At 46.3% G+C, this 23,200-nt stretch carries 21 protein-coding genes and 1 pseudogene; 9 read left to right on the top strand and 13 right to left on the bottom strand.

Annotated elements, in window-relative coordinates:
- Positions 1–240: 240 nt before the first annotated feature.
- From Q338_RS02245 to pmbA, 3 genes are all read right to left on the bottom strand, one after another.
- Positions 241–1,398 carry a PilT/PilU family type 4a pilus ATPase gene (locus tag Q338_RS02245; RefSeq protein ID WP_377896435.1) on the bottom strand — a complete coding sequence of 386 codons (1,158 nt, stop codon included), beginning with the start codon at positions 1,396–1,398 and terminating at the stop codon, positions 241–243.
- A 203-nt stretch (positions 1,399–1,601) separates the two neighbouring features.
- Complete coding sequence (locus tag Q338_RS02240) at positions 1,602–2,642, bottom strand: type IV pilus twitching motility protein PilT (RefSeq protein ID WP_174905287.1); 1,041 nt, start codon at positions 2,640–2,642, stop codon at positions 1,602–1,604.
- Between the two features lie 214 nt (positions 2,643–2,856).
- Entirely contained in the window at positions 2,857–4,185 is a 1,329-nt protein-coding gene (gene pmbA / locus Q338_RS02235) for a metalloprotease PmbA (protein ID WP_115723685.1), read from the bottom strand.
- Between the two features lie 195 nt (positions 4,186–4,380).
- On the opposite strand from pmbA, the gene Q338_RS13655 reads away from it, so the two are divergent.
- Positions 4,381–4,881, top strand: a complete 501-nt coding sequence (locus Q338_RS13655; RefSeq protein WP_084693474.1) for a cell wall hydrolase — start codon at positions 4,381–4,383, stop codon at positions 4,879–4,881.
- Positions 4,882–5,029: 148 nt separating this feature from the next.
- Here the strand turns inward: Q338_RS13655 and lysM are convergent, their stop codons facing one another.
- The 8 genes from lysM to aceE all read right to left on the bottom strand — a co-directional run bounded on the left by lysM (position 5,030) and on the right by aceE (position 11,974).
- Positions 5,030–5,491, bottom strand: a complete 462-nt coding sequence (gene lysM / locus Q338_RS02225; RefSeq protein ID WP_034291583.1) for a peptidoglycan-binding protein LysM — start codon at positions 5,489–5,491, stop codon at positions 5,030–5,032.
- An 87-nt stretch (positions 5,492–5,578) separates the two neighbouring features.
- The gene (locus tag Q338_RS02220; RefSeq protein WP_034291581.1) at positions 5,579–5,914 is read right to left on the bottom strand and encodes a YbaB/EbfC family nucleoid-associated protein; all 336 of its coding nucleotides are present in this window, start codon (positions 5,912–5,914) and stop codon (positions 5,579–5,581) included.
- A 70-nt stretch (positions 5,915–5,984) separates the two neighbouring features.
- Positions 5,985–6,467, bottom strand: a complete 483-nt coding sequence (locus Q338_RS02215) for a chorismate--pyruvate lyase family protein (RefSeq protein WP_147293714.1) — start codon at positions 6,465–6,467, stop codon at positions 5,985–5,987.
- Between the two features lie 76 nt (positions 6,468–6,543).
- A complete protein-coding gene (gene aceF, locus Q338_RS02210; RefSeq protein ID WP_034291625.1) occupies positions 6,544–8,190 on the bottom strand; it encodes a dihydrolipoyllysine-residue acetyltransferase in 1,647 nt (548 codons plus the stop codon).
- Between the two features lie 297 nt (positions 8,191–8,487).
- On the bottom strand, positions 8,488–8,622 hold the full coding sequence (locus Q338_RS15290; protein ID WP_257010963.1) for a hypothetical protein: 135 nt from the start codon (positions 8,620–8,622) through the stop codon (positions 8,488–8,490).
- Positions 8,622–8,999, bottom strand: a complete 378-nt coding sequence (locus Q338_RS02205; RefSeq protein WP_034291580.1) for a type II toxin-antitoxin system VapC family toxin — start codon at positions 8,997–8,999, stop codon at positions 8,622–8,624. Before Q338_RS02205 ends, Q338_RS15290 begins: the two co-directional genes overlap by 1 nt.
- Positions 8,989–9,195, bottom strand: a complete 207-nt coding sequence (locus Q338_RS02200) for a hypothetical protein (RefSeq protein WP_034291578.1) — start codon at positions 9,193–9,195, stop codon at positions 8,989–8,991. Before Q338_RS02200 ends, Q338_RS02205 begins: the two co-directional genes overlap by 11 nt.
- Before the next feature lie 91 nt (positions 9,196–9,286).
- Positions 9,287–11,974 carry a pyruvate dehydrogenase (acetyl-transferring), homodimeric type gene (aceE, locus tag Q338_RS02195; protein WP_034291577.1) on the bottom strand — a complete coding sequence of 896 codons (2,688 nt, stop codon included), beginning with the start codon at positions 11,972–11,974 and terminating at the stop codon, positions 9,287–9,289.
- Positions 11,975–12,382: 408 nt separating this feature from the next.
- On the opposite strand from aceE, the gene ygfZ reads away from it, so the two are divergent.
- The 5 genes from ygfZ (at position 12,383) to rarD (ending at position 16,600) form a co-directional block, all read left to right on the top strand.
- Positions 12,383–13,231: a CAF17-like 4Fe-4S cluster assembly/insertion protein YgfZ gene (gene ygfZ, locus Q338_RS02190; protein WP_034291574.1), complete on the top strand. Its 849-nt coding sequence runs from the start codon at positions 12,383–12,385 to the stop codon at positions 13,229–13,231.
- A 142-nt stretch (positions 13,232–13,373) separates the two neighbouring features.
- Positions 13,374–13,865 carry a DUF4442 domain-containing protein gene (locus tag Q338_RS02185; RefSeq protein ID WP_034291573.1) on the top strand — a complete coding sequence of 164 codons (492 nt, stop codon included), beginning with the start codon at positions 13,374–13,376 and terminating at the stop codon, positions 13,863–13,865.
- Between the two features lie 272 nt (positions 13,866–14,137).
- Positions 14,138–14,917: a peroxide stress protein YaaA gene (gene yaaA, locus Q338_RS02180; protein WP_034291570.1), complete on the top strand. Its 780-nt coding sequence runs from the start codon at positions 14,138–14,140 to the stop codon at positions 14,915–14,917.
- Between the two features lie 76 nt (positions 14,918–14,993).
- Positions 14,994–15,701, top strand: a complete 708-nt coding sequence (locus Q338_RS02175) for a 16S rRNA pseudouridine(516) synthase (RefSeq protein ID WP_034291624.1) — start codon at positions 14,994–14,996, stop codon at positions 15,699–15,701.
- Positions 15,698–16,600, top strand: coding sequence for an EamA family transporter RarD (gene rarD, locus Q338_RS02170; protein ID WP_051968424.1), 903 nt, complete (start codon positions 15,698–15,700; stop codon positions 16,598–16,600). Before Q338_RS02175 ends, rarD begins: the two co-directional genes overlap by 4 nt.
- A 57-nt stretch (positions 16,601–16,657) precedes the next feature.
- Here rarD and Q338_RS02165 read toward each other — a convergent pair whose 3' ends face one another.
- Complete coding sequence (locus Q338_RS02165) at positions 16,658–18,442, bottom strand: 2-isopropylmalate synthase (RefSeq protein ID WP_034291569.1); 1,785 nt, start codon at positions 18,440–18,442, stop codon at positions 16,658–16,660.
- Positions 18,443–18,930: 488 nt separating this feature from the next.
- Here Q338_RS02165 and Q338_RS02160 point away from each other — a divergent pair, with 488 nt between their 5' ends.
- From Q338_RS02160 to Q338_RS02150, 3 genes are all read left to right on the top strand, one after another.
- Positions 18,931–21,147 (top strand): NADP-dependent isocitrate dehydrogenase, encoded by a 2,217-nt coding sequence (locus tag Q338_RS02160; RefSeq protein WP_034291568.1) that lies wholly within the window; start codon positions 18,931–18,933, stop codon positions 21,145–21,147.
- Positions 21,148–21,255: 108 nt separating this feature from the next.
- Positions 21,256–21,768, top strand: a complete 513-nt coding sequence (locus Q338_RS02155) for a hypothetical protein (RefSeq protein WP_147293713.1) — start codon at positions 21,256–21,258, stop codon at positions 21,766–21,768.
- Between the two features lie 276 nt (positions 21,769–22,044).
- On the top strand, positions 22,045–22,938 hold the full coding sequence (locus Q338_RS02150; RefSeq protein WP_051968423.1) for a YwqG family protein: 894 nt from the start codon (positions 22,045–22,047) through the stop codon (positions 22,936–22,938).
- A gap of 28 nt (positions 22,939–22,966) precedes the next feature.
- Here the strand turns inward: Q338_RS02150 and Q338_RS14740 are convergent.
- A pseudogene (locus tag Q338_RS14740) lies at positions 22,967–23,200 on the bottom strand (hypothetical protein); the annotation flags it as partial.

The raw sequence follows: 23,200 nt of genomic DNA, 5'->3' as shown, positions 1-23,200 counted from the left end.
TTCCTAAAATGTTTTTTCAGGCTGCCTTTCAGTACACGACAAAAATAACAGTAGGGTGCGCCGTACGCACCAAATTCACCAACAATATTTAAATTATTCAGCCATTTGGTGCGTACGGCGCACCCTACATGATTTGTGTTTGGAAAAATTGTCGTGTACTGTAAGGCTGCCTGAAAGTGGATTTAGCCGCAAAACCTAATCACAGTTTTGCGGCTAGTTTGAATTTTCAGGCTGCCTGAATTATTGCAAAGTCAATGCGCCCACGCGATCAAACACATGGTCTTTCGCATTGCCTTCTTCCCACAATTTAATGCGCAAACGCAAGTCGTTTACCGATTCGGCTTGGCGCAAGGCTTCATCAAAGGTAATGCGGTCTTGGGTGTACAGGCGGAACAAGTCATCGTCAAAAGTTTGCATACCATCGGTTTGCGAGCGTTTCATCAACGCCATCGCTTCCATTAATTCGCCTTTGAAAATATGGTCTTGCATGGCAGATGAGTTAATCAACAAGTCCACAATCGCAGTACGACCACCATCTTTCAAACGCGCCAAACGCTGACCAATAATTCCCACCGTATTCAATGCCAAGTCCATCAAAACTTGTTGATGACGTTCTTCTGGGTAAAAGTTCATAATCCGTTCAATAGTTTGCACGGCATTGTTGGCGTGAATGGTGAAAATACACAAATGCCCCGTTTGCGCCAATTGCAAGGCGTATTCCATTGTATGCTCGTTACGCACCTCGCCCACGCAGACCACGTCTGGGGCTTGACGCATAGCAGATTGCACCGCCATAGACCACGAATTCGTATCCGTACCCAATTCGCGTTGCGTGAAAATGGATTTGATGGGCTTGTGCAAATATTCCACAGGGTCTTCAATGGTAACGATATGACCTGCCGAATTTTTATTGCGCCAGTCCAACATCGCCGCCATAGACGTTGATTTACCCGAACCCGTCGCCCCCGCCAAAATCAGCAAACCACGCGGTTGCATTGCCAAATCTTTCAAACCTTGTGGCAATTGCAAATCGTCCACCGTCAAAATTTTGGTGGTAATGCGCCGCCACACCATGCCCACGCGACCTTGTTCATGGTACGCGTTCACACGAAAACGAATGCCACTTGCCGATTGTACGGAATAGTTTAACTCCAATTCTTTGTCAAACTTGGCGCGTTGTTCGGGCATCATGGTGGAATACACCAGCGTTTGCGTGTCTTGTGCGTTCAAGGCTTTGAGCGGCACGGGGGTTAATTCGCCATTGATTTTGAACGATGGCGGAAAACCTGCGCTGATGAAAATATCCGAAGCCTGACGCTTTTCACATTCCAACGCCATTTTTTCCAGCAAAGGATGTAAAGCCGCGCCCATCATCATATTGCCTGCTTCCACAGGCATAGGCACTTCGCCTTTGGCGAGCAAGTCAGTGGCTGCCTGACGTGCTTGCGCACGTTCTTTGGCGGCTATTTCGGGGTGATTGGTTTTGTAATCGTTTACCAAACCAGACAACAAAGAGGTTACATCTGTAGAAGGAGGTTGGTGTGTCATAATGGCTGTCTCTTCCGTGTATATTTTCAGGCTGCCTGAAAACACATGATAAATCAGTTAATCATATCTGGGTTTTGGGCTTTGGCGCGCGCATCTTCCAGCGACACAATACCGCGTTTTACCAAATCTTGCAAACATTGGTCAAGGGTTTGCATACCTGTGCTTTGACCTGTTTGCAGTACCGAGTTAATTTGTGCGATTTTATTTTCACGAATCAAGTTACGCACGGCGGCGGTAGAAATCAAAATTTCATGAGCTGCCACACGACCTTTACCGTCTTTGGTTTTCATCAAAGTTTGGGCGATTACCGCGCGTAGCGATTCGGACAACATGGAACGCACCATCTCTTTTTCACCTGCTGGGAACACGTCAATAATACGGTCTACGGTTTTAGAAGCTGATGTGGTGTGCAATGTACCAAATACCAAGTGCCCCGTTTCGGCGGCGGTCAATGCCAAACCGATGGTTTCGGGGTCGCGCATCTCGCCCACCAGAATAATGTCTGGGTCTTCACGCAAAGCCGATTTCAAGGCATTGGCGAAACTGTGGGTGTGTTCATGCAATTCACGTTGGTTTACCAATGATTTTTTGGATTGGTGCACAAACTCAATTGGGTCTTCAATGGTCAAAATATGCCCTGGTACATTTTGATTGATGTAGTCAATCATCGCCGCCAGCGTGGTGGATTTACCCGAACCCGTTGGACCTGTTACCAACACCAAACCACGTGGTGTGTCGGCAATACGTTGGAATACACGTGGGGCTTTTAATTCGTCCAGTGTCAATACTTTGCTTGGAATCGTCCGCAATACGGCGGCAGGACCACGATTGGTGTTAAACGCATTCACACGGAAACGCGCCACATTAGGCAATTCAAACGAAAAGTCAGTTTCCAAATTTTGTTGATAATTTTTGCGCTGCAAGTCATTCATAATGGAGCTAATCATATTCCCCACATCTTCCGCACTCATTTCAGGCAGATTGATGCGACGAATATCGCCGTGTACACGAATCATCGGCGGCAAACCTGCCGATAAGTGTAAGTCAGATGCTTTGTTTTTCACGCCAAACGCGAGCAAGTCGGTAATTTGCATGGACATATTGATGATAACCTTATTTTAAATTTTTTAAATAAATTACTTGAGATGGCAATATTGTAAAGAAATTTTACTCAAATGATAAGTACAAGGTTCTAAATAAATGGATTTTTTATGAAAAAAGAAGCAAAGTGTCGCAAACAGGCAGCCTGAAAAACAGCCCATACCCTTTCAGGCTGCCTGAATACTTTTAGAACCTGTGTTCGTAATCTCAATACCCCGCCACCGTCATATTGCCCACCAAAATAGAACCAATCTTCCCCGAACTGCGGCGCAAACTATCATCAGAAATGCCTTGAATACTCAATAGCATATCTTGCAAACGTCCCGCAATCGTAATTTCCGAAACAGGATAAGCAATCACGCCATTTTCCACCCAAAAACCAGCCGCACCACGCGAATAATCGCCCGTCAGCATATTCACGCCCTGCCCCATCAATTCGGTAACCAGCAAACCTGAACCCATTTGTTTTAACAAATCTGTTTGCGTGGCAACGGTATGATTTAAATATAAATTATGCGCACCACCTGCATTACCAGTCGTTTGCAAACCCAATTTTCTCGCGCTGTAACTGCTCAAAAAATAGCCACGCACCACGCCATTTTCTATCACAAAACGCGGTTTGGTCGCTACGCCTTCGCCGTCAAAATAGGTGCTGCCCAAAGTACGCGGCGTGTGCGGCTCTTCACGCAAATTCACAAAATCAGGCAAAATTTGTTTACCTAAACTATTGAGTAAAAAACTACTTTCACGATACAAAGCACCGCCACTCAATGCACCCACAATATGCCCAATCAGGCTGCCTGAGACGGTCGTGTCAAACAAAACAGGATAATTCCCAGTCGGCAAAGTGCGCGCACCAAGACGGCGTACCGTGCGCTCTGCTGCCAATTTGCCAATGGCTTCAGGCGTATCCAATTGATTGAAATCACAGGAAATATCATACCAATAATCGCGTTCCATGCCTTTAGAATCCGCCGCCACCACGCTGCAAGACAAGCTGTGTCGCGTGCCACGCTGATGTTGCAAAAAACCATGCGTATTGCCATAAACATATTGAAAATGCGAAGTTTGTACCCCTGCGCCTTCCGAATTTTGCACGCGCTCATCATGCGACAACGCCGCTTGTTCGCAATTTTGTGCCAATTCTATTGCTTGTTCGGTGGATAATTGCCATTCATGGTATTTGTCCAAATCGGGGCAATGTTTTGCCATCAAAGCCGCGTCTGCCAAACCCGCGCATTCATCTTCCGCCGTGTACCGCGCAATGTCTAAGGCAGCCTGCACCGTATCCTGCAAAGCCTGCTCGGAAAAATCCGCCGTGCTGGCACGACCTTTGCGTTGCCCCACATACACAGTGATGTCTAATGATTTATCTTGTTGAAATTCAATTTGTTCAATCTCTTGCAAACGAATTTGTACGCTCTGCCCAACCGATTCGCTAATATCGGCTTCGGCGGCGGTTGCGCCTTTTTCACGCGCCAACTTCAGCGTGTGTTCGGTTAATTGGCATAAATATTCGGCGGTGTTTTGAAGCATGATTTATCCTGTTCTGTAAAGGTGTGGAGCGGTATTTTACTGGTTTTCAGGCAGCCTGAAAATAGAACTGCTTGACTTCACACAATTTTAATTTTAGAATGCGCGACTTCTAATGTTGTAAATATGGTTTAGGCAGTCTGAACACTTCAGTCTGCCTAAAAAAATGTTCAATTTTTACGAGGAACGTAAACACAAATGAAGAAGTATTTTTACTTAATCTTCGCCTTGTTCTCGATTCTCTTCGCGCTGCCTTCACACGCTGCCAAGCAGCAAAGCAGCCACTACCAGCGCGAAGTAAATTGTATGGCAACGGCGATTTTCTATGAAGCACAAGGCGAACCCTATCGCGGCAAAGTCGCTGTGGGGAATGTGATTATTAACCGAATGCGTTCAGGCATTTATCCACGCACCGTGTGCGGTGTGATTCGTGAACGCGGACAATTTCAATGGGTGCATAACCTGAAATTGCGCAAAAATCGGGTTTACTCACAAAAACGCCATAAGCGTATTCACAAGTTAGCCCACACCTTGTATCGTGAATACAAGGAAGGCAAACCCAAAGATGTTACTCGCGGTGCATTGTTTTTCTCATCAAATGGTGTAACTCCTGCACCCCGCGCAGTAAAAGGCGTGAAAATTGGTCGTCATCAATTTTTCACTTTACGCAACTTCAAGAAATTTAAAAATTACGCATAATATTATTGGATAGCTAAAAAATTGTTTGATTATTTTAATGACTGAATAAGAGATAGACTAAATAGAAACGTAAAGTAAGGCAGCCTGAAAAGTGATTTTTCAGGCTGCCCAATTTTTTGAACCAATGTTTAAATTAAATCATTAAATATTAGTCAGGAATACGCAATACTTGACCTGGGTAAATTTTGTCAGGGTGAGACAACAAGGGGCGATTCGCTTCAAAAATTTTGTTGTACTCATTGGCATTGCCGTACATTTCTTTGGCGATTTTAGACAAGGTGTCGCCTGATTTCACGGTGTACATGCGTGATTCAGGTGCTGGCTCTTGCACGGTGATGTGGTCAATCACTTTGGCAACATGCTGCACATTGCCTGCTGCCAAAATTGCTTTTTCGCGCTCGGCTTGGCTGGCGGCGGTGCCTGTGATTTCTACAGTGTCGGTATCACCGTTGTAGTTCACGGTCAAGCCTGCAATGGTGGCGTTTTCTTGGATACGCGCCAACAATTGATTGGCAATTTCTTGCGCGGCTGGCTCGGTAGGCGCAACAGGTTCTTCGGTGCGGTTGAAGATTTTATCGCCAATTTCTTTGGCAAAATCAAAAATACCCATAATAGTTTCCTTATCAAAATTAAAGGGTTAATAAAATTACTGCAAATAAACAAGTCGCCCGAAAAAATCATTTCCAGGCTGCCTGAATTATTTAAAGAAATCGCCCATGCCTGCTGGCAAACCTGCGGTAAATTGCGACATGCGCGATGAAGTCAAATCTTCCGCCTTGTCGTACGCGTCTTGAATGGCTGCCAAAATCAAGTCTTCCAGCATTTCTTTATCGTCTGACGCTTGCGCAATCAGCTCTTGATTGATGTCAATTTTATGCACAACATGGTTACACGTTGCCGTTACTTTAACCAAGCCATTGCCCGCCTGTCCCAAAACTTCGGTTTGTGCCAATTCTGCTTGGGCTTTTTTCATATTTTCTTGCATTTTTTGGGCTTGTTGCATTAAGCCACCGAGTCCTGCTTTGCCGAACATATTTTTTCCTTGTGAACTTGTGAATGTGATGGCTGCGCGTGTTTCAGACAGCCTGAAAACAAAACAATGATTATACGGATTTTGAACTAGCACGCGAACTTTTTTTGCTGAAATTTGCAATTTGCGGCAAAAAACATTCCACCAAATACAAACGCTCGCCGCCCCACTCAAACCACGACCGCCGCGCCAACACATAATCAGGCGGCGTGGTAAATTCAATTGGGCTGCGCGCGATGTTCAGGCTGCCTGAAAACAAAATCGCCCCCAATGGCGAGGTGCCACAATCTAGCACATCGCGCCAACGCGAATCCACCGTGCAAACACTTTGGGCATGAACCACCGCCGTGTTGTCCAAATGCAGCGTTACGCGGCGCGTAAACACATTTTCAGGCAGCCTGAAATCATGAAACCAATCGGGCGCATTCTCCACACCCAAATAATCCAATTGCACCGCAAAATCGCCCAAATCCGACAAAGCCGCCGTCAGCGATTGGCTGCTGGCAAGTTCAAATAAATCATTATTTAATAAAGGGAAATGTATTTGCCAAATCATTTTATCAATATCAATAAAAATAAATAACAGGCAGCCTGAAAACACACTTTCAGGCTGCCTTATTTTAATTAAACCATCACAAAATCACGCGGCGGAAGTCTTTCAACAAATTCGCCATGTAAACCGCAAAACGCATACCTGCCGCGCCATCAATCACGCGGTGGTCAAACGACAAACTCAACGGACACATCAAACGTGGCTCAAATTCCTTGCCATTCCACACGGGTTTCATTTGCGATTTGCACACGCCCAAAATCGCCACTTCGGGGGCATTCACAATCGGCGTGAAGCTGGTGCCGCCAATGCCGCCCAAGCTGGAAATCGTGAAACACGCGCCTTGCATTTCTTGCGGTTTCAATTTGCCTTCGCGGGCTTTTTTGGACAATTCGGTCAATTCAATGGAAATTTCCTTAATGCCTTTTTTGTCCACGTCTTTAATCACAGGCACAACCAAACCGTTTGGCGTGTCTGCCGCGAAACCGATGTTGTAGTATTTTTTCAAAATCAGGTTGTCGCCGTCCAAAGACGAGTTAAATTCAGGGAAAGCTTGCAACGCGCTCACAGACGCTTTGATGATGAACGCCAAAGGCGACACTTTCACGCCCGCTTTTTCCCATTCTTTGTTGAGTTGTTGGCGGAAAGTTTCCAATTCCGTCATGTCCGCGTCTTCGTTCACGGTAACGTGGGGAATCATCACCCAGTTGCGCGACAGGTTTTGACCTGAAATTTTCTTGATTCGGCTCAATTCTTTCACTTCAATTTCGCCAAATTTGCTGAAATCAATTTTGGGCCAAGGCAACAAATCCAAACCGCCACCCAAGCTCGCTGCCGCAGGGGCTGCCTGAACGCTCGCGCCACCGTTTTGCATCACGCCTTTCACAAAGGCTTTCACGTCTTCTGCGGTAATGCGATTTTTCGCGCCCGTGCCTTTGACCAAGCCCAAATCCACGCCCAATTCACGCGCCAATTTGCGTGTGGAAGGACCAGCGTGGGCTTTGGCAAATGCCGCCTCGTTTACCGCGCCATAAGCAGCAACAGGTTGATTTTGTTGAACTTGTGGTGCAGATGGAGCAGGGGCTTGTGGCGCAGGCGCGGCAGCCTGAACGGGTGCGGTTTCCTGTTTGGTGGCTGCTTGTGGTGCAGATTCCGCCACAGGCGCACCGCCTGACACTTCCACAATCACCGTGCCTTGCGAAACCTTGTCGCCCACCTTAACGTGCAAAGCCGTTACCACGCCAGCCGCCGTGCTGGGTACGTCCATCGTGGCTTTGTCGGTTTCCAAAGTGATGAGCGTTTGGTCAAGCGCGATGGTGTCGCCCACTTTGATTTCTACCGCAATCACGTCCACATTGCTGTGTCCGCCAATGTCGGGTACTTCCACTTTTTGCGTTGCGCTTGCCGCAGCTTGTGGCGCGGCTGCCTGAACGCTGGGCGCAGGTGTTTCTGCTGGTTTTTCAGCCGCTTGTGGTGCGGTTTCGGTTTGGCTCGCTGCTTCCACCAACACAATCACGCTGCCTTCGGAGACTTTGTCGCCCACTTTCACGCGCAATTCTTTCACCACACCAGCCGCGTCCGCAGGCACGTCCATGGTGGCTTTGTCGGTTTCCAAAGTGATGAGCGTTTGGTCAAGTGCGATGGTGTCGCCCTCTTTGACTTCAACCGCAATCACGTCCACGTTGCTGTGTCCACCGATGTCGGGGACTTTGATTTCAATTAAACTCATGATTTGACTTTCTTTTTGTTTAAATGGGGGAATGATGCGTTCAGGCTGCCTGAAACATTTGCCGTGTTGCCAATAATGTTCTGCCAATCCTGAACGAATAAACTGATTTAAGCTCAACAACAACCGCATAATTTCATTGTACCTTGATGTTGGAGACAATCAGGGCGATGTTCTGTGCAAGCAATAAGTGTAAAACACAAACTACCAATCAGTAATAAACGTAACATCTTGTTTCCCCCTAAAATAATGTTGGGTCATTTTTCAGGCTGCCTGAAAATTGATTTTTTGACGTAAAAACTATTTTTCACATTGCTTGGTTTGCGCGTTATACGAACCGCCATAATCCAAACAATGGTCTTTGTCGTCAAAAATCAAGCCGTAAGCACCGAATAAAATCATCAATATGCCCATGATTAAAAGCCATTTTTTCATCAAATTAAATCCGTTTGTTGATAAATTCTAGCCAGTTTCTCATCAAGCGTTAATAGGGTCAAATTGTGCGCTTTGGCGGTTGCCAAAATCAGTGTATCAGGCAATTTGATTTTGTGGTGCTGGCGCAAAGCGATTGCCAAGTCACGGATTTCATTGGAAATCGGAAATTGCGTAAAACGCTGGGCGATTGCCATCAGATGTTGCGATGTGGCTTTGTCTGCGCCATGAAATCCCACAAATTCAATATAAGTAATCACACTAATACCGCATTGCGATAAATAAACGCCTTTTTCTGCTAATAATGCCACACTTTCAGGACTTTGTTTTTGCAGCCCAATCAGCGTACAGGTATCCAACAAATAACGTTTACCATTCATCGCGCACCGCCCTTTGATAGGCAACAGGGTCAATGTCGGCAAATGCGTCTATTGGTGGATTTTGTTTAAAAAAATCAATCAATAACATATCGTCCTGTTTTGCCCATTGCTCAATCAAAGCACTCACGCTGATGTTTCTGGCAAGTGCTTGATTCAAAACCATTTGCTCAATATGTGGCGGTAAATCAATGACCATTTTTGCCTCCTATTGGATTTTGTCTCTTCCCAGCCCTCCCCAAATGAGGGGGAGGGCAAGAAAAGACTTTCAGGCTGCCTGAACACGCCAATTAACGTTTCCAGCTTGGCTCAACGTCTGTGGCAATGCCGTATTTGTCAATCGCCACTTGTACGGTTTTCTTGTCCAATTTGCCTTGATTTGCCAAAGCGTTCAAAGCGGCAACGGCAACGTGGTAGCGGTCTACTTCAAAGAAGTTACGCAAATTGGCGCGGCTGTCGCTGCGACCAAAACCGTCTGTACCCAACACCACCAATTCGCCATTTTCTTTTGGAATGGCAGAACGAATGCGCTCCGCAAAACCGCGAATGTAGTCGGTGGACACAATCACAGGACCCGCATGACCTTGCAACTGCTCGGTAACGAATGCCACTTTTTGCTCGCCAGTGGGGTGCAAACGGTTGTGGCGTTCCACTTCCATCGCATCGCGGCTCAACAAATTGAACGATGGGCAAGACCAAATGTCGGCTTCCACGCCAAAGTCGTTTTTCAATAAATCGGCAGCGTGAATCACTTCTTCCAAAATCACGCCCGAACCCATCAACTGCACTTTCAGGCTGCCTGAACCGCCTTCGCGGAACAAATACATGCCTTTCAAAATATCGCGTTCAATATTGGCGCGTTGGGGCATGGCAGGGTGTTTGTAGTTTTCGTTCATCACGGTCAAGTAGTAGAACACATCTTCTTGTTCCACATACATGCGGCGCAAACCGTCTTGCACAATCACCGCCAACTCATATTGATAAGTCGGGTCGTAAGACACACAGTTGGGGATTAAATCCGCTTGAATGTGGCTGTGTCCGTCTTCGTGTTGCAAGCCTTCGCCATTCAAAGTGGTGCGACCAGCCGTGCCGCCAATCAAGAAACCGCGTGCGTGCATGTCGCCAGCCGCCCAAGCCAAATCGCCAATGCGTTGGAAACCAAACATTGAATAGTAAATGTAGAATGGAATCATGGCGTAACGGTTGTTCGCGTAAGAAGTCGCTGCCGCAATCCAGTCCGCCATCGCACCGGGTTCATTAATACCCTCTTGCAAAATTTGACCGTCAATGGATTCTTTGTAGAACATCAACTGGTCTTTGTCTTGTGGCGTGTAGAGCTGACCTTTCAAGTTCCAAATGCCATATTGACGGAACATGCCTTCCATACCAAAAGTACGGCTTTCATCAGGCACAATCGGCACAATGCGTTTGCCAATTTGCTTGTCTTTCAACAACGTATTCAAAATGCGGACAAATGCCATGGTGGTAGAAAACTCACGTTCGCCACTTGATTGCAGTTGCGCGTCAAAGGCTTCCAAAGCAGGAATGGGCAAGGCTTCGGTATTGGGATTGCGTTGTGGCAAATAGCCGCCCAAAGCATTGCGGCGTTCGCGCAAATAGCGCATTTCTTCGCTGTCTTCGGGGAAACGGAAATAAGGCAAATCGCCACTGTCAATTTGCTCGTCCGTAACCTGAATGTTGAAACGGGTACGGAATTGTTTCAAAGATGCCACGTCCATTTTTTTGGATTGGTGTGCCACGTTTTGACCTTCGCCAGACGCGCCCATGCCGTAGCCTTTGATGGTTTTTGCCAAAATCACGGTAGGGCGACCATCGGGATTGTTTACCGCTTCATGATAAGCCGCGTAAACTTTGTGTGGGTCATGACCGCCACGGTTCAATGCCCAAACTTCATCGTCCGACATATTGGCAACCATGGCGCGCAATTCGGGCGTGTTGAAGAAATGTTCGCGCACATAAGCACCGTCTTTGGATTTGTAGGTTTGATAGTCGCCATCAACCACTTCTTCCATGCGTTGTTTCAAGGCATTGTTGGTATCACGCGCCAAGAGTGCGTCCCATTTGCTGCCCCAAATCACTTTAATCACATTCCAGCCTGCGCCACGGAATGTGCCTTCAAATTCTTGAATGATTTTGCCGTTGCCGTGAACAGGGCCGTCCAAGCGTTGCAAGTTACAGTTAATCACAAAAATCAGATTGTCCAAGCCTTCACGCGCTGCCAATGAAATCGCGCCCAAAGATTCGGGTTCGCTCATTTCGCCATCGCCACAGAAACACCATACTTTGCGACCTTTGGTTTTGCTCAAACCGCGTGAATCCAAATATTTTAAGAAACGCGCTTGGTAAATCGCCATCAAGGGACCCAAGCCCATGGATACGGTGGGGAATTGCCAAAAATCGGGCATCAAATGGGGGTGGGGATAAGAAGATAAGCCGTTGCCACCGATTTCTTGACGGAAATTATTGAGTTGTTCTTCGCTCAAACGTCCTTCAATAAAGGCGCGGGCATACACGCCTGGGGCGGAGTGTCCTTGTACAAACACCATATCGCCTTCTTCGCCATCGCCTTTGGCTTTCCAAAAGTGGTTGAAACCGACATCATACAAAGTGGCGGCTGATTGGAAAGACGCAATGTGTCCGCCCAATTCCAAATCTTTTTTGCCTGCACGCAAAACCATGGCTGCCGCGTTCCAACGGATTGCGGCACGAATGCGGTGTTCCAATTCGTGATTGCCAGGGGATTTGGCTTCTTGACCTACGGGAATGGTGTTCAAATAAGCGGTGGTTGCGTCAAAAGGCAAGTGTACGCCACGGCGGCGTGTGTATTTCACCAAGTTTTCCAAGATAAAATGGGCGCGTTCTGCCCCTTCGTTTTGTAAAACCGATGCCAGTGAATCCAACCATTCTTGGGTTTCAATGGGGTCGGTGTCGGTCATTGAGTTATAGGTTTGAGACATAAGTCTTCCTTCCATGATTTTTAGTGTAGAAATATTATTTTCTATAATGGATTAGATTTAAACGAGAATTGCCCCATTGTTTACAAAATAATCCACTATACAACACGGGAGATGTGCTAACAAACAGTCTTATTGTACGCGAAAAAGGAGGGCTTATCCAATAGCCAGTATCATTCATTAGCATAATCTGGCTATGCGCCATTTGGTGGAGTCAGGAAAATTTGGGCGTAACACGCAACACTTTTATCAACAAAATCAAATTCACGCCCACACAATGTTCAGACTGCCTGAAAAAGAATGGATTAAATTTTTTATGATTCAAATGAGATGCGGGTGTGCAGTTTTTTCAACAGGAAAAGCCGTGTAAAATAAGCGCGTTTCACTGATTCAGAAAAATAAGGACACTCTATGCACACCCTACTCCCCTTTTTTGGCGTGATTCGCGTGTCGGGCGATGACCGTCATGAGTTTTTGCACAATCAATTGTCCAATGACATCAAAAATTTAGCGAAAAATCAAGCCTGTTACGCCACCTACAACACGCCCAAAGGTCGCGTGATTGCCAATATGTTGGTGCTGAATACGGGCGATGAATTGATGTTGGCTTTGGCGGCTGATGTGGCGGAAAAAGTAGTTAAACGCTTGAAAATGTTTGTGTTACGCGCCAAAGTGCAATTGGATATTTTGGCGGATTGGGGCGTTTCAGGCAGCCTGCAAGAAAATGCACCGCCTGTTTATCCCAGCGAACCGCATTTGGTTTTGAATATGAATGATGTGGGCGAAATCGTGTTGCCCCATGCAGGCAGCCTGAAAATCGCACCACAAAACACGTTGCCCGAATACCATCCACACGCCGAAGAAGTATGGAATATCCATGAAATTTCAAGTGGCTATGCTTGGATTCACGCCGCCACCAGCGAAACTTGCGTGGCGCAAATGTTGAACCAACACACCATCGGCGGCGTGCATTTCCGCAAAGGCTGCTACCCAGGACAGGAAATCATTGCGCGCGCCCAATATCGTGGGCAAGTGAAACGTGGTTTGGCGGTGGCGCGTAGCACTGTGGCGCAAACGGCTGGCGCGGAAGTGGTGGACGCAAGTGGCGCGGAAGCAGGTTTGGTGCTGAATATTGCAGGCTGCCTGAATTTGCTGGTCATCAAACATGGCGCAGCAAACGGCGAATTGCGCGACACGGCTGGTAATGCGTTTACGCTGGAGCATTTATTTTTTGAAACCAATACGTTAGCTGATGAGTAATTTTTCAGGCTGCCTTTATTAAGTACACCATTTTTTACCAACACCTAAAATTCGGTGTGTCATACGCACCCTACATTGATTTATCGCTTACTTTCAGGCAGCCTGAAAATCTATTTTTAAAATAAAAACATTAGGATAACACATGCTTCCCTTACCCAAAAAATTACCCAAAACCGCCAATCGTTTGCGCCATCGTTTGAATTTGTGGGCGCCCTTGTTTTTCACAGGGATTAGAATCACTTATTTATCAGAAGATTACACCCATTGCCGCGCCACGCTGAAAAATTGGTACAACACCAAAAATTCACATGGCACACAATTTGGTGGCAGCCTGTTTGCCATGACCGACCCCATTTACGCGATGATGTGTAACTGCTTGTTTGGACAAAAACATTATGTGTGGGACAAAGAAGCCCACATTGATTTCATCAAATCGGCGCAAGGCGAAGTGTATTTGGATTGCCAAATCAGCCGCGAAGAAATTGACGCGATTTTGTCTGCCACCGCCGATGGCGAAAAGCATTTGCCCGTGTTTACCGTGCGCGTGTTTGATAAAAACAATGAAACCATCGCCATCGCCACGCGTACTTTGTATGTGCGGCTGAAAAAAGAGTTCCGCCCCGAACAATCATAAAGGCAAAACATCATTTTCAGGCAGCCTTTCAGTACACGAGAATTTTAAATTTTGCCACAAATCTGTCCCCTCCCCCGTCTCCAACGGGGGAGGGCTAGGGTGGGGGAAAATCAGTAGAGCAAATTAATTTCATTGAAAATCAAAGAGCCACCCCCACCCTAACCTCCGCCAGCGTAGGAGGGGACAGAGTTCAGGTAATCTAAATATTTTTATCGTAAACCCAAAGGCAGCCTGAAAAAAAATTAACCCACTCAATAATAGGTAAAAAAATCATGTATTTCCTGCTCTCCCCCGCCAAAAATTTAAACGAAACGCGTGATTTCACGCCGAAAATTTACTCACAGCCGCCTCTGCTTGACCAAGCCGAATTATTGATGAACGATTTGCGCCCACTCGCGCCGCAGCAACTGGCTGAATTAATGCACATTTCCGACAAACTCGCGCTGCAAAACGCAGAACGCAATGCGGCGTGGCAAGCACCGTTCACGCCCGATAATGCGAAACAAGCCATTTATATGTTTAATGGCGATGTGTACGAAGGCATTGACGCGTATAACAGAAATGAAAATGAAATCAGCTACATCCACAATCATGTGCGGATTTTGTCGGGGCTGTATGGCATTGTGCGTCCTTTGGATTTGATTCAGCCCTATCGTTTGGAAATGGGGACGGCATTGCCCAATTCGCGCGGCAAAAATTTGTATGAATTTTGGGGCGAGCGCGTTACCACGCGTTTGAATTTCACTTTGGGTTGTTCGGAAGACGATATTGTGGTGAATTTGGCTTCGCAGGAATATTTTAAAGTAATTCAGCCTGCCAATTTGAATGCGCGGATTATCACACCTGTGTTTAAAGACGGCAAAAATGGCGCAAATTATAAAGTGGTGAGTTTCTATGCGAAACGGGCGCGTGGCTTGATGGTGCGTTATGCGGCGCAAAATGCGATTGAAGACGTTGAATTATTGAAACAATTTGATTTGGAAGGTTATGCGTTTAATGCGGCAGCCAGTTCGGAAAATGAATGGGTGTTTTTGCGTAACCATGTAGAATAAATTTTCAGGCTGCCTTCTTTTTATTTTTTTGTATATACTAAAGGCAGCCTGAAAAATAAGCATCAAAATGAAAAATATGAACCTACTCAAATATTTACAAGCACAGGGCATAGCCAGCCGCAAATCCTGCCAATGGTTAATCAAAAATCAACTGATTGAAATCAATGGCGAAATTTGGGATAACGAGAAAGCCGAAATTCAACCTGATAATGTGCAAACTTTGGTGATTAATGGCGAAGACGCGGTGATTATTCCCCTACCCTATTATTATATTTTACTTAATAAACCAAAGGATTACGAAACTTCGCATAAACCGCGCGATTATCCCAGCGTGTTTACCCTGTTTCCCGAACATTTACGCGCCACCGATATTCAAGCGATTGGGCGGCTGGATGCGGACACCACAGGCGTGTTGCTCATCACCAATGACGGGCAATTCAACCACAAAATGACTTCGCCCAAACACAAAGTCGCCAAAATCTACCGCGTTACCCTAAAACACGCAGCAGACCATGAATTGTGTAACACTTTGAAAACAGGCGTATTATTACACGATGACAATGAAACCATTGCCGCCGAACACGCCGAATTGCGCGATGAACACACGCTGATTTTAACCATCGTGGAAGGCAAATACCATCAAGTCAAACGCATGGTGGCGGCGGCGGGCAACCGCGTGGAAGCCTTGCACCGCGAGCGTTTCGGTGATTGGGATACGCAGGATTTGGAAGCGGGCGAATGGCGATTTATTCAACCCGATAATTCATTGACTGGAAAATCATGACGACACAAACCAATCCCCAACGCACGGGTTTGTTCTATGCGTTGGGTTGTTTTTTGATTTGGGGGACATTCCCGATTTACTGGTATCCCATCAATCAATCCGCCATGCCTGCCGAACAGATTTTGGCGAACCGTGTGGCGTGGTCGGCGGTGTTTTCCTTGATTTTATTGTTGATTTATCGGCAACATCAGGTGATGTGGACGGCTTTCAGGCAGCCTAAATTATTGGGGATTTATTTTCTGTCATCGCTGCTGATAGGCGTGAATTGGCTGGTGTATTTGTGGGCGATTGTCCATCATCGCGTGGTGGATGCGAGCTTGGGTTATTTTATTAACCCATTGTTTAATATATTTTTAGGCTGGCTGGTATTCAAAGAGCAGATGAATCGTTTACAAAGTTTCGCGTTGATTTTGGCAGCAATAGGCGTGGTGTGGCTGGCGATTTTGGGCGGACAATTTCCATGGATTGCCATTTTGCTGGCGGGCAGTTTTGGCTTGTACGCGATGATACGCAAACTCGCGCCTATGGACGCGCTGGTGGGTTTGACTTTAGAAACGGTTTTGCTGTTGCCGTTTGCGCTGGCGTATTTGGCGTGGTGTGGCGTTTCAGGCAGCCTGATTTTTGCGGAACTGAATGGTTTGCAAACCGCCGTTTTGCTCGGTTCGGGCGCGGCGACCACTATTCCGCTCTTATTATTCAATGGCGCGGCAAAACGGATTTCCCTGTCTTTATTGGGTATGTTGCAATATGTGTCGCCGACTTTGCAAATGCTGTGCGGCTTGATTCTGTTTCGTGAGCAAATGGACATGAACCGTTTGATTGGTTACGCGTGGGTGTGGGCAGGCGTGGCGGTGTTTTTGTGGGCGATGTGGCGCAAAACGCGTGTTCAGGCTGCCTGAACAATCAAAATTGGGGCGAACCAAATGATTCGCCCCAATTTTCAGGCAGCCTGAACATTAAATCGTATTGCCTTGCGCCTTAATCCGCTCAACTTGATTGGACAATTTGGACAACGCCGACAAATACGCCTTGCTGGTCGCCACCAACACATCGGTGTCCGCGCCTTGACCATTGACCACACGCCCATCTTTTGCCAAACGCACGCTGGTTTCGCCTTGACTTTCCGTGCCTTCCGTAACCGCGTTCACCGAATAAATTTGCAAAGTCGCGCCTGATTGCGCCACGCTTTCAATCGCTTTAAAAATCGCGTCCACAGGACCCGAACCCGTCGCTTGAGCGCGATGTTCCGTGCCATCTACGTTGAACACAATTTCAGCACGTGGCGATTCGCCTGTTTCCGTAACAATATGTTGTGAAACAAATTTATAGCGGTCATCTGACAAATGCGACATCTCGTCCGACACCAGCGCGTGCAAATCTTCATCAAAAATCTCACGTTTTTTGTCCGCCAATTCTTTGAAACGCGCAAACGCCGCATTCAAGGCTTCCTCGCTGTCCAATTCAATGCCCAAATCCGCCAATTTGGTTTTGAAGGCATTGCGACCCGATAATTTGCCCAAAGTCAAACGATTGGTTGCCCAACCTACTGATTCTGCAGACATAATTTCATAAGTTTCACGGTGCTTCAACACACCATCTTGGTGAATGCCTGATTCGTGTGAAAACGCGTTTGCCCCCACCACCGCTTTATTCGGCTGCACAGGGTAGCCTGTAACCGTGGAAACCAGTTTAGACGCGGCAACAATTTGCGTGGTGTCAATGCCCGTTTCCAAGCCAAACACATCGTGGCGCACTTTCAATGCCATCACAATTTCTTCAATCGCCGCATTGCCCGCGCGCTCGCCCAAACCGTTTACCGTGCATTCCACTTGACGTGCCCCACCTTGCAACGCCGCCAAAGAATTCGCCACCGCCAAACCCAAATCATTGTGGCAATGCGCCGACCAAATCACTTTGTCGCTATTCGGTGTTTTGGCAATCAATTCGCGAAAAAACGCTTCCGTTTTGTGCGGAATGGAATAGCCCACCGTGTCGGGAATATTAATTGTGGTCGCGCCCGCTTCAATCACTTTACCGCAAATTTCCGCCAAGAAATCAATTTCGGAACGCAATGCGTCTTCACAAGAAAATTCCACATCATCGGTGTATTCTTTGGCAATTTTCACAGCTTTTACAGCGTTTTCAATCACTTGTGCAGGCTGCATTTTCAATTTATGCTCCATGTGAATGGGGCTGGTGGCAATAAAAGTGTGAATGCGGCGTTTGGCGGCAGGCGCAAGGGCTTCACCAGCGCGGCGAATATCGCGTTCCACCGCACGGCACAATGAGCAAACCGTTGAATTTTTAATGGTTTGTGCAATTTCGTTTACCGCCGCCCAGTCGCCTTCGCTGGCGGCGGCAAAACCTGCTTCAATCACGTCCACGCCCATTTTTTCCAATTGGCGGGCAATGCGGACTTTTTCTTCTTTTGTCATTGCTGCGCCAGGGGATTGTTCGCCATCGCGCAGGGTGGTGTCAAAAATAATAACGCGGTTTGTGGTGTTCATGAGCATATTCCATTCATTTTGTTTGGTAAATTGATTTAAATCTAAATACTTGCCTTGCGCCTGTGCCAATTCGCTTAATTTTTGCAACTGATTGATTGGCACCGAACCGCGTGTACGCCATTTATAAATGGCGGCGGTACTGGGGGCATTGAGTGGGTCGTGTTGCTTTAAGGCTTCGGCGAGCGCATTCACGCCGCCAAAATAATCCACGAGTTTGTCTATGTCTAGCTGCATAATATTGGTTTGTCCAATTGATTTTGATGAATGCGGATTATACGGATTTTGGACATTTTGGCAATAAGGCAGCCTGAAAATTTGTCTAATTTTATTTTCAGACTGCCTGAATTGGACAAATTGTCTAATTTAAAAAATCTGTATCTACGGAAAAAGTCAGTCAAATACAAAAAAGCCCAACCGTTTCATTAGGGGCTAATGACAATTTGTTCGCGGTTGGATTTTGCGCTAAATTCGTCCCATTCTGCGTTGAAAATACTCGCCAATGGACGGCATTGGCTCACATTTTCGCCTTGAATTGAACGAATTTATCTGCAAAACCAAGCTCGCGCCCAAATTGTCATTAGCCCCTAAGCAAAAAATATTTCAGGCAGCCTGACTGAATTTTCTCTGCAAATTTAGGTTAATTTATGCCATAATTCGCAAGCGTTGTCTGTTTTCAGGCAGCCTGAAAAAGAAAAATCCCATTTAATATTAGGAGTTTGAATATGAGTACCATCATCTACACCCACACCGATGAAGCCCCAGCGTTGGCAACCCAATCGTTTTTGCCGATTATCCGCGCCTTTGGCAAACACGCCGATGTGCAGTTTGAATTGGCAGACATTTCGCTGGCAGGTCGCATTTTGGCGGTGTTTCCTGAATTTTTACAAGAGAATCAACGCATTCCTGATGCATTGGCACAGTTGGGCGAATACGTTTTGCAACCCGAAGCCAATGTGATTAAATTGCCCAATATTTCCGCGTCCATGCCCCAGTTGAATGCAGCCATTTCTGAATTGCAATCAAAAGGTTATGCCGTTCCCAATTACCCCAGCAATCCACAAACGGACGAAGAAAAAGACATTCAAGCACGCTACGACCGCATTAAAGGTTCAGCCGTGAACCCCGTTTTGCGCGAAGGCAACTCCGACCGCCGCGCCCCCAAAGCCGTGAAAAATTTCGCCAAAAAATACCCACACAGCATGGGTGCATGGTCTGCTGACAGCAAATCGCACATTGCCACCATGTCATCGGGTGATTTCTTCCACAATGAAAAATCCGTTACCGTTCAAGAGCCTACCACCGTTAAATTTGTCTTCACCGACAAATCGGGCAAACAAAGCGAATTGCGTAAGCCTTTGAAATTATTGGCTGGCGAGATTATTGACGCAACTTATATGAGCAAAAAAGCCCTGATTGCTTTCTTGCAAGAACAAGTGAAAGACGCGAAAAATCAAGGTGTTCTGTTTTCATTGCACATGAAAGCGACCATGATGAAAGTGTCCGACCCGATTATTTTCGGTCATGCGGTTAAAGTGTTTTTCGCGCCTGTGTTTGAACAATTTGGCGACAAGCTGGCTGAAATTGGCGTGAATGTGAATAATGGTTTTGGTAACTTGTTGGCTGGATTGGAAAAATTGGATTCTGAAACCCGTCAAGCCATTGAAGCCAAAATTGCCGAAGTGTATGCCCAAAACCCCGATTTGGCGATGGTGGATTCCGACAAAGGCATTACCAATTTGCACGTTCCCAGCGATGTGATTGTGGACGCGTCCATGCCTGCCATGATTCGGAATAGCGGTCGCATGTGGGACAAAAACGGCAAAGCCATTGATACCAAAGCTGTTATTCCAGACAGCTCTTATGCGGGCATTTACACCGCGACCATCAATTTCTGTAAAGAAAATGGCGCGTTTGACCCCACAACCATGGGTTCTGTGCCAAACGTGGGCTTGATGGCACAAAAAGCCGAAGAATACGGTTCGCATGACAAAACCTTTGAAATTCAAACCGATGGCAAAGTGGAAATCGTTACCGAAAACGGCACCGTTTTGACTTCACACGAAGTGGAAGCAGGCGACATTTGGCGCGCTTGCCAAACCAAAGACGCACCCATCAAAGACTGGGTTCAGTTGGCGGTAAACCGTGCGCGTTTGAGCAACACGCCAGCGATTTTCTGGTTGGACGAAAACCGCGCCCACGATGCCGAATTGATTCAAAAAGTGAAAACTTATTTGGCGGATTTGGATACAAATGGTTTGGAAATCAGCATTTTGGCACCAGAACAAGCGTGTTCAGCCAGCCTGAAACGCATGAAAGACGGCTTGGACACCATTTCCGTAACGGGCAATGTTTTGCGCGATTACAACACGGATTTGTTCCCGATTTTGGAATTGGGTACGTCTGCCAAAATGTTGTCCATCGTGCCTTTGATGAACGGCGGTGGCATGTTTGAAACAGGCGCAGGCGGTTCTGCCCCCAAACACGTTCAGCAATTCAACGAAGAAAACCATTTGCGTTGGGATTCTTTGGGCGAATTTTTGGCGTTGGCGGTGTCGTTGGAGCATTTGGCGCAACGCGAAGGCAATGCCAAAGCGCAGGTTTTGGCGGACACTTTGGATGCAGCAACCGAGCAATTGTTGTTGAACGACAAATCGCCCAAACGCAAAGCGGGTGAATTGGACAATCGCGGCAGCCATTTCTACATCGCTTTGTATTGGGCGCAAGCTCTGGCAGCGCAAGACAAAGACGCGGATTTGAAAGCGACTTTTGCGCCAGTAGCCGAAAAATTAGCCAGCCAAGAAAGCGAAATTTTGGCGGAATTGGCAAGCGGCGCAGGTAAAGCGGTGGATTTGAACGGCTATTATTTTGTTGATGCCGACAAAGTTGCCCAAGCCATGCGCCCAAGCGCGAAATTGAATGCGGTAATTGATGCGTTGTGATTTCAATGATTTGTATTTGATTTAAAATGAAATTCAGGCAGCCTGAAAAGTTTTGTACAGCTTTTCAGGCTGCCTGAAATGCAAATTTTTCTGATTGGGGAAATTTTTATGAAAACGAAATCGTTTTTATCTTCAATGGTTTTGGTGGCATTCTTGGCAAGTCCTGCCCTTTCATTTGCTTATGACGAACAAGACGAGAAAACCATTCGCGCTGATGTCGCCAAAATGAAAGTCGCCACGCTCAAACACGATGTTAAATCCATTATGCCAATGATGCCACAGGCTTTTTTTGATACTTTGTCAAAAGAAACCAACACGCCCATTTCAAAAATCAAACAAGAAATGTTGAAACAAGGCGAAGAAACCGCCAGAGATGCCAAAGAATTAAATGCCAGCTTGGATTATGTTATCCATTGGAAAAAACAAAGGGTTTTGAAATCCAAAACGGGGCGCGATTATGTGTTGCTTCCGACCACCACACGTCTCAATGGTCTTGAAATTAAAGGAAATTTGATTGCGATTAAAGAAAATGATGGGAAATGGTATTATCTGCAATATCAGCCGATATTTAAGTCTGTGATTCAAAAGGCTTATCCTGATTTGAAAGTTTTGCCTAAATAATGCAGGCTGAAACCTTTGCAAAACTCGGTTTGTAGGGGCAGATTTCATATCTGCCCCGTTTAGGTTCGCAGAAATTTTCATTCTTATCAATAAATTGAAAAAAGGGCGGATATGAAATCCGCCCCTACGTCAGCTTGCAAGTGGGTTTTGCAAAGGTTTCAGGCTGCCTGAAACTTGCTCCCTCTCCTTTGGGAGAGGGCTGGGGAGAGGGAAAAACTGTTGAGCATTGCCCATTTTGCCCTCTCCCTAACCCTCTCCCACAGGAGAGGGAATAAAATGGTTGGCAAGCACAAAATGTTGCCGAATTTAACCCCAAAAAACAGAAAGCCCATTATGTCATTAAATATTCCTGTTGAATTTCAAGATTTTGCCGATGAAATCATTGCCAGTTGCAAGCCCAGCGCACCATTCACGCTGACCGCCACGCCCACGCAACTTTGGGACAGCAAAGTGGGCGGCAAGCCTTATTTACCACGCGATTTTGCTTATCCAAACAATCCTGATGGCGAACCTTTGTTCTTTTTGGCGCAAATCAATTTCGCGCAAATGCCCGCCTTGCCCGATTTTCCGAGCAAGGGCATTTTGCAGTTTTTCATTGACGGCAAAGACGATTGTTACGGCATCAATTTTGATGACTACACAGACAATTCGCGCTACAAATTGATTTACCATGCCGATGTGATTGAAAACGCAGATGAATTTCAACAAGATTTTGATTTTGTTCAATTTGATGAAACTGATTCTGGCGTACCGTTTCCGCCTAATCACAGTTACCAAATTCATTTTCAGGCTGCCACGCCACAGCCGATTACGCAACATGATTTTGCTTTTGGAGAAGTGGTGCCTGAATTATTTGATTTTTTGGACGAAAAATCCGAAGACGATGATTACGAATGGGATTTACACGATAAATATGATGAATTTTCAAACAGCGAACAACATCGCGTAGGCGGTTATCCGTATTTCACGCAAGACGATGTGCGCGGTTATGGCTCGTATGATTTGAAAGATTATGTGCTGTTATTCCAATTGGTTAGCGATTGGGGAACTTATAATGAAGGCGTGGATATTTTGTGGGGCGATTGCGGTGTGGGCAATTTCTTTATCCACCCCAATGATTTGAAAAATTTGGCGTTTGATAAAGCGTTTTTTACGATGGATTGTTGTTAATTTGCCCCTAGAATATTCAGGCTGCCTTTCAGTACACGACAAAAAATCGGACGACCTGTTTTGGGTTTGAAAAATAGTCCAAAGTTGCCATCATCAACATGGCAGCTTTGGCAAGCTGCTCTAAACCAACACGAAAAATACCTTGCGATAAACGTTCATGAGATTTAGGCTTAATTGGATTAAGCGCATGTTGCCAACGCCCGATAACATAAGCCCAAGCCAATGTAACTGCCAGAATCGCAAACAACTTTTCCATTTTAAC

The organism is Alysiella crassa DSM 2578 (assembly GCF_000745955.1).
Classification (GTDB): Bacteria; Pseudomonadota; Gammaproteobacteria; order Burkholderiales; family Neisseriaceae; genus Simonsiella; species Simonsiella crassa.
The sequence above is the reverse complement of the archived record's forward strand: the minus strand, read 5'-3'. Positions and strand labels throughout refer to the sequence as shown.